This window comes from Psychromonas hadalis ATCC BAA-638, assembly GCF_000420245.1.
GTDB lineage: Bacteria > Pseudomonadota > Gammaproteobacteria > Enterobacterales > Psychromonadaceae > Psychromonas > Psychromonas hadalis.
Genome location: NZ_ATUO01000206.1, coordinates 1 through 5,406, shown reverse-complemented (window position 1 = coordinate 5,406; position 5,406 = coordinate 1). Strand labels below are relative to the sequence as shown.

The window sequence follows — 5,406 nt, the reverse complement described above, 5'->3', positions numbered from 1 at the left end:
CATCATCTTAGCTAATAAACCTGCATAAAAAGCATTTGCCATTAATTTTGTTAAACGATTATGCACAACGGCTGTTAAACTTTGGCAATCTAATAATCCATCTAATATTTTATACCATTCCGCATAATATTGTAATCAGGGCTTGTTGAGGGAAAATGATGAAGAGCAAGGCGCATGATTGAGTAATAGCTAGCTATTGCGATTGAATGCAACGTCGCTATTTATTATTTTAACCAACAAGATAGATCAGATACTTATGCGGATTGGTATTAGATGTCATGCATATATTTTTTACGGTATAAATACCCAAAATAGTTGCCCCACGAGAAATGGTATTAACTTTACTACCAGCACTACGTGGCATGCTATGAACGACTTTTAATAAGCTCGTTGATAATGCATAATTGCTTTGCTCAATAAAGGAATTGATGAGATGTCATCATTAGAAAATTTATCTAATGTGCATGCCACCGTAGTAATTTCAGGTAGCTCTTGTTGAGCGAGTATTTTAATCCATTGCTGTAATGACTTTTTATTTGTATCAGACATCTGTCACGTCCACTGTTATTAATTTGCAGTTATCATCGCAACCGTAACTTAAAAACAAAAAAAAGACACTACTTACTGATGTTTTTTTTACAAAAAAATTTAAAAATTGATTAACGGTGCGAGATCATACTTAAACACATATTAAGATGCTCGATTAAAAAACTAAACTGAGAAAAATCATCACTACTGATATTCTCAGTTTGATTAAACCGTTGCCCACTAATGATGCCCACCATTTTTTCATCAATTTTAACGGGAATAAAGCAGATTGCACCACTTCCTATCAGCTTTTCTAAGTCAGGGGTTATATAGTTAATCCACTTTTTCTCTTGGCAACCATTCACACAAATTGCATTATCCATCTCAACGACATGGCTAACTAAGTTAGCACGACCATTAAGATGTAGTATATGATGAAATGTTTCTGCATGGCCTGTTTCATTGTAGGTGGTGCGAGATTCTACTTGTTGATGATTGGCAGTTAATATCCAAAAGGTGCAACGTTTAAATCCCCAAATTGTGGCGCTCTGTTGCAACGTAAGAGTGAGTAGTTCATTAATGTTTTTGCTACTGCGGCACAACTTGGTAAGCTGCTTTAACGCAGTTAATAATGCTTTTTCTTTGCTCATTTCAAGCATCACAGAGTTGGCGGTTGAATGAGTAAAATCATCCGCTTTAGGCAATGCTTTTATATGGTGTTCAAGTACCGAAGCACCGTATGAACTGAGCAGTTCAATGGCGAGTTCTCTAGTTTGCTCAATACGCTCTTTTAAAAAGCGTACCTCAATTTTCATTATGACACTAATACGTTTTAAAATATTATCAAACTCTAACCTATTTTCAGGTGGACAAGTGATAGCGCAACTCAATTGATTAGCAAGACTAATGGCTTGCATCTCAGTGGTACGGCTTTCTGGTTGGTCTAGCGATTTAATTAACAATTCCCCTAAATTCCAAGTATTCGCAAGGCCCATGCTAAGCCCGGCAAACTTAAAACCTAATAACTGCTGACATTTTTTCTGGAATTTTTTGGGGGAAAGATGCACCTCTTTAATTAATAGATTAGCAATATCATTCGGTGTGCTCCAAAATGACGTCTCACCGATGTGATACAACATCGCGGCCAAATAGACCTCCTCTTGGGTATCATCACTGTGATCAGGCACCATCATTTTTGCCAATAACCCCGCATAAAAAGCATTCGCCATTAACATGGTTAAACGATGATGTACCGCTGGCGCAAGATTTTTACTCTCTAATAACCCCTCTAATATTTTTGAGGTCATACAGATATTTTTAACCGCGCGAATGCCTAATACAATAGCTGCACGAGAAACAGTGGTGACTTTAGAAACAGAAGCTCGTTGGGAACTATTAGCAACTTTTAACAAACAGGATGAAAGCCCTTGATCATGTAAAATGGCTTTACTAAGATAGGGAATCGATGAAATATCATCATTGGAATATTTATCTAACATTGAAGCAACAGAGGTGATCGCTGGCAACTCTTTTTGCGCCAATATTCTAACCCACTGTAGCTCTGTTCGTTTAATTTTTTCAGCCATCTAACTCCCCTTCTAAGACTCCTTTAATATTAATACCACAATCTAATCTTCGCCAATCAATGAAAAATCAAGTTTACTGTTTTGATTAATGACTCGTGCCTCGTTAGAATATGCCCACTTTCATTCATATTACGAGTAACTATGTCAGCAAACAGCATTACCATTGGATTAAGCAATCCTAAAAGCCCAACAAACGTTGGTGCAGTGATACGAGCAGCAGGGTGTTATGGAGTAGATAATGTCATTTATACAGGGACACGCTACGATCGCGCTGTAAAATTAAATACTGACACCAAAAAAATGCTGATCACTATTCCATTAACTCAGCAGCAACACTTATTAGATAACCTCGCGGACGGTGTTAAGGTTATCTGCGTGGATTTAATTGAGGGAGCAACCCCGTTACCTAATTTTAAACACCCAGAAAAGGCGTTATATCTCTTTGGACCCGAAGATGGCACGTTAAGCCAACAGCTGATAAACCAAGCAGATGCGGTTGTTTATATTCCCACCAAGGGTTGCATGAACCTTGCTGCAACCGTTAATGTGTTACTCTATGATCGACTCGCTAAATCAGCTCAATTTTTCACAGACAACCCCTTAATCAAAGCCAGTCGTGATAACAACAATCGCATCAAAGTAAAAAAAAGCCATTATTAAATCTGCCCTAATGTTTACTTCAACGCATTAAAGTCATTATTTTCAGAGAGATAACGCATATTTTTTTCACTGGATTGTATAATGCTTTGCTCTCTACTATCGAGCTGTAAGTCATAACACATGGTTTTATGCACTAATGGGAATTCATATTCCGCACGCTCTATCTCCACGTTTAATTTTACGCGTTTTTGCCACCTCCAAAGAACAAGACGCAGTATGATGACAATGGTTAGCCCCTATCGAATACTGCATCGACGCATTAGTTTTCGAGCTGGCGACCCACAGGACAAGCTTTGAGGCAATCATCTTCGTTGTTAGAAAGCATCGATTGAGCCAGTTAGACCTTCAACTTTCTGCCTGCTGAATTTTGCACCTTGAATGATAACGGGTATAAATCACTTTCAGGCAGTGTATATAACACACTGTCGAGGCTAAAATTAAGATACTGGTAAAAGGAGGTCTTCCTGTAACAGTTTAGCAAGCGTGGTTTTCCCTGAGCGCCCTGTTCCATTTAATAAAATAATTTGTGGTAATTGCTCAATTGACAAGATTATCTCGTTTTTCATCATGCCTCCTTAATAAACTAACTCATTAATAATAAACAGAAAATAGCCACAGAGAAAATTAATTTAATGACACAACACAATTTTATTGCGATTACGGGCATTTATTTTTAGAATAGGACCACGTTATACTGACCAATAGGTATAATAGGCAATTGAAAGATAAGAAATACTCCAACAAGAAGGTATAATAAATGTCAACCGTACTTGAACTAGTCAAAAATGCACGCCGTAAAAACAAACTTAAACGTGAAATTATCGATAACGATAAAAAAATTCGTGATAACCGTAAACGTGTTGATCTATTAGGTAATCTTGTAGATTACATCACACCCAATATGGATCAAAATGACATCATTAATATCATTAAAAACATGTTATGTGATTACGAAGATCGTGTTGATGATCACATCATCAAAGGTGCTGAACTTTCTAAAGAGCGCCGAGAAGTGAATAAAAAAATTAATTCATTCAAACCAGTAGCGGTTAAAAAATAAGTAACAACAAATGCTTAATGAAAGATAAAAGGAGGAGTTATCCTCCTTTTTGCTATCTGTTATAAAATAGGTAAGTTTATGCCGATGAAAGAAACAGCTTATCAACTCACTGAAAATGAGATCCACTTGTGGATAATCAACCCACAACAGATAAATGCAACTGCTGTATTACGTGCAATACTCTCTCTCAACGAACAACAAAAAGTAGATCGTTATCGCTCAGATAAAGCCAAACATACTGCTTTGATCACCCGTGCATTTATACGCTTACTGCTCTCACAATATGAGAGCCTTTCCCCACAACAATGGCAGTTTAGTGTCAGTGAATTAGGTAAACCAGAAGTAAAAAATGCAACGTTACCATTACGTTTTAACTTAAGTCATAACGATGAGATGATAATTTGTGCCATCTGTTTAGAAAAAGATATTGGCTGTGATATTGAAAATTTATCACGAAAAATCAGTGTTAATGCCATCGCTAAACGCTTTTTCTCTGCTCAAGAGTACCAATTAATAAAAGCGACACCAACACGATTTTTTGAATATTGGACGTTAAAAGAGGCATTTGTTAAAGCGACAGGCTTAGGTATTAGTCAAGGGTTAGATACCTTTAGTTTTGAGATTAAAACAGCGAAAGAAAAAGATCGTAACGATAATATCAGTTTAACGTTTAATGAAAATTGCAGAGAGAAAACACCTCAAGACTGGTATCACACGTTACTTTTTCCTGATAATAAACACTGTATCGGTTTATCACTTAACCAGAAAAAAAAGACAGATAAAAGACCTCTTATCCGCCTTTTTTCAGTACCACAAAGTACTTCATTGTTTAACCGTTAATAGGAGGCACTGTTTTAATAAAGTTTTTATCGGTACGCGCCACATCTAATAAACGCGTTAAGTTGGTTAGTTTTTTAAGGCAGATACGATCACGATAGATACCCCAATCTAAAAAACAGGCTAAACGAGTCAGGCCATCAGTCAATGGCAATTGTACCGACAGTTCAGCTTCATTAAGCGCTTCAAGCCCAGACAACACACGTGCTTTTTGACGGGTCAAATAACTACTTTTCTCAACAGTAATATTATCAAACTTCTCAAGATAGAATATATTCACACAGGCATCCATTACGGTATTCGTCATGTTAAATAGTTCAAAATCGAGGAGTTCAGGCAGAAAAGGTGAACCCGATTTTTCACGAATATAACGTAAAATAGAACTTGAATCAGTCAGGGTCAGATCACCATCGACTAACAAAGGTACTTTTTTAGTCGGCGACATTTGTGCACTTTGAGCAGGATCTATTTCAATAAATTCACAGAAGATATCTGTTTCTAATAATGCAATACGACAATGGCGAACAAAAGGAGAAGTAAAGCTACCGTAAATTTTCATATTAATCCTTGATGAGTGACTAAGGGTCGGCTTCAAAATTACTTGCGCTTTTGTTTTCAAAATAACCAGTAATTTAGAATTGGCTTCAACATTACTTGTGATTTTGTTTTTAAAATAGCCAGTCACTTAAGGCTTTTTGGAAACAATTTATCGCAAGTTATTTTGTAACGATTCCT

The 5,406-nt window shown here is 36.6% G+C and carries 9 protein-coding genes; 3 read left to right on the top strand and 6 right to left on the bottom strand.

What is annotated here, in order from left to right; translation table 11 throughout:
• Window positions 1–229: 229 nt before the first annotated feature.
• The 3 genes from G322_RS24930 to G322_RS0117235 form a co-directional block, all read right to left on the bottom strand.
• On the bottom strand, window positions 230–364 hold the full coding sequence (locus tag G322_RS24930; RefSeq protein ID WP_156873993.1) for a hypothetical protein: 135 nt from the start codon (window positions 362–364) through the stop codon (window positions 230–232).
• A 14-nt stretch (window positions 365–378) separates the two neighbouring features.
• A complete protein-coding gene (locus G322_RS23560) occupies window positions 379–549 on the bottom strand; it encodes a hypothetical protein (RefSeq protein WP_022942949.1) in 171 nt (56 codons plus the stop codon).
• A 110-nt stretch (window positions 550–659) separates the two neighbouring features.
• Window positions 660–2,114, bottom strand: coding sequence for an HDOD domain-containing protein (locus G322_RS0117235; RefSeq protein ID WP_022942948.1), 1,455 nt, complete (start codon window positions 2,112–2,114; stop codon window positions 660–662).
• Window positions 2,115–2,255: 141 nt separating this feature from the next.
• Here G322_RS0117235 and G322_RS0117230 point away from each other — a divergent pair, with 141 nt between their 5' ends.
• Window positions 2,256–2,774 carry an RNA methyltransferase gene (locus tag G322_RS0117230; RefSeq protein ID WP_022942947.1) on the top strand — a complete coding sequence of 173 codons (519 nt, stop codon included), beginning with the start codon at window positions 2,256–2,258 and terminating at the stop codon, window positions 2,772–2,774.
• A gap of 14 nt (window positions 2,775–2,788) precedes the next feature.
• Here G322_RS0117230 and G322_RS23555 read toward each other — a convergent pair whose 3' ends face one another.
• Entirely contained in the window at window positions 2,789–2,944 is a 156-nt protein-coding gene (locus G322_RS23555; RefSeq protein ID WP_022942946.1) for a hypothetical protein, read from the bottom strand.
• 267 nt (window positions 2,945–3,211) lie between these two features.
• On the bottom strand, window positions 3,212–3,340 hold the full coding sequence (locus G322_RS23990) for a phosphotransferase-like protein (RefSeq protein ID WP_022942945.1): 129 nt from the start codon (window positions 3,338–3,340) through the stop codon (window positions 3,212–3,214).
• 191 nt (window positions 3,341–3,531) lie between these two features.
• Between G322_RS23990 and G322_RS0117215 the strand changes: the two genes are divergently transcribed.
• Window positions 3,532–3,834 carry a DUF496 family protein gene (locus G322_RS0117215; protein WP_022942944.1) on the top strand — a complete coding sequence of 101 codons (303 nt, stop codon included), beginning with the start codon at window positions 3,532–3,534 and terminating at the stop codon, window positions 3,832–3,834.
• A gap of 78 nt (window positions 3,835–3,912) precedes the next feature.
• A complete protein-coding gene (locus tag G322_RS0117210; RefSeq protein ID WP_022942943.1) occupies window positions 3,913–4,674 on the top strand; it encodes a 4'-phosphopantetheinyl transferase family protein in 762 nt (253 codons plus the stop codon).
• Here G322_RS0117210 and G322_RS0117205 read toward each other — a convergent pair.
• Complete coding sequence (locus G322_RS0117205) at window positions 4,664–5,230, bottom strand: glutathione S-transferase family protein (RefSeq protein ID WP_022942942.1); 567 nt, start codon at window positions 5,228–5,230, stop codon at window positions 4,664–4,666. The two genes, G322_RS0117210 and G322_RS0117205, sit on opposite strands and share 11 nt — an antisense overlap.
• Window positions 5,231–5,406: the final 176 nt, after the last annotated feature.

Bases quoted from the DNA above. Each gene is read 5' to 3' on its own strand.
- G322_RS0117210 (WP_022942943.1), top strand. From the start codon at position 3,913: ATGCCGATGAAAGAAACAGCTTATCAACTCACTGAAAATGAGATCCAC.
- G322_RS23560 (WP_022942949.1), bottom strand. From the start codon at position 549: ATGTCTGATACAAATAAAAAGTCATTACAGCAATGGATTAAAATACTC.
- G322_RS24930 (WP_156873993.1), bottom strand. From the start codon at position 364: ATGCCACGTAGTGCTGGTAGTAAAGTTAATACCATTTCTCGTGGGGCA.
- G322_RS0117235 (WP_022942948.1), bottom strand. From the start codon at position 2,114: ATGGCTGAAAAAATTAAACGAACAGAGCTACAGTGGGTTAGAATATTG.
- G322_RS0117205 (WP_022942942.1), bottom strand. From the start codon at position 5,230: ATGAAAATTTACGGTAGCTTTACTTCTCCTTTTGTTCGCCATTGTCGT.
- G322_RS0117215 (WP_022942944.1), top strand. From the start codon at position 3,532: ATGTCAACCGTACTTGAACTAGTCAAAAATGCACGCCGTAAAAACAAA.
- G322_RS23990 (WP_022942945.1), bottom strand. From the start codon at position 3,340: ATGAAAAACGAGATAATCTTGTCAATTGAGCAATTACCACAAATTATT.
- G322_RS0117230 (WP_022942947.1), top strand. From the start codon at position 2,256: ATGTCAGCAAACAGCATTACCATTGGATTAAGCAATCCTAAAAGCCCA.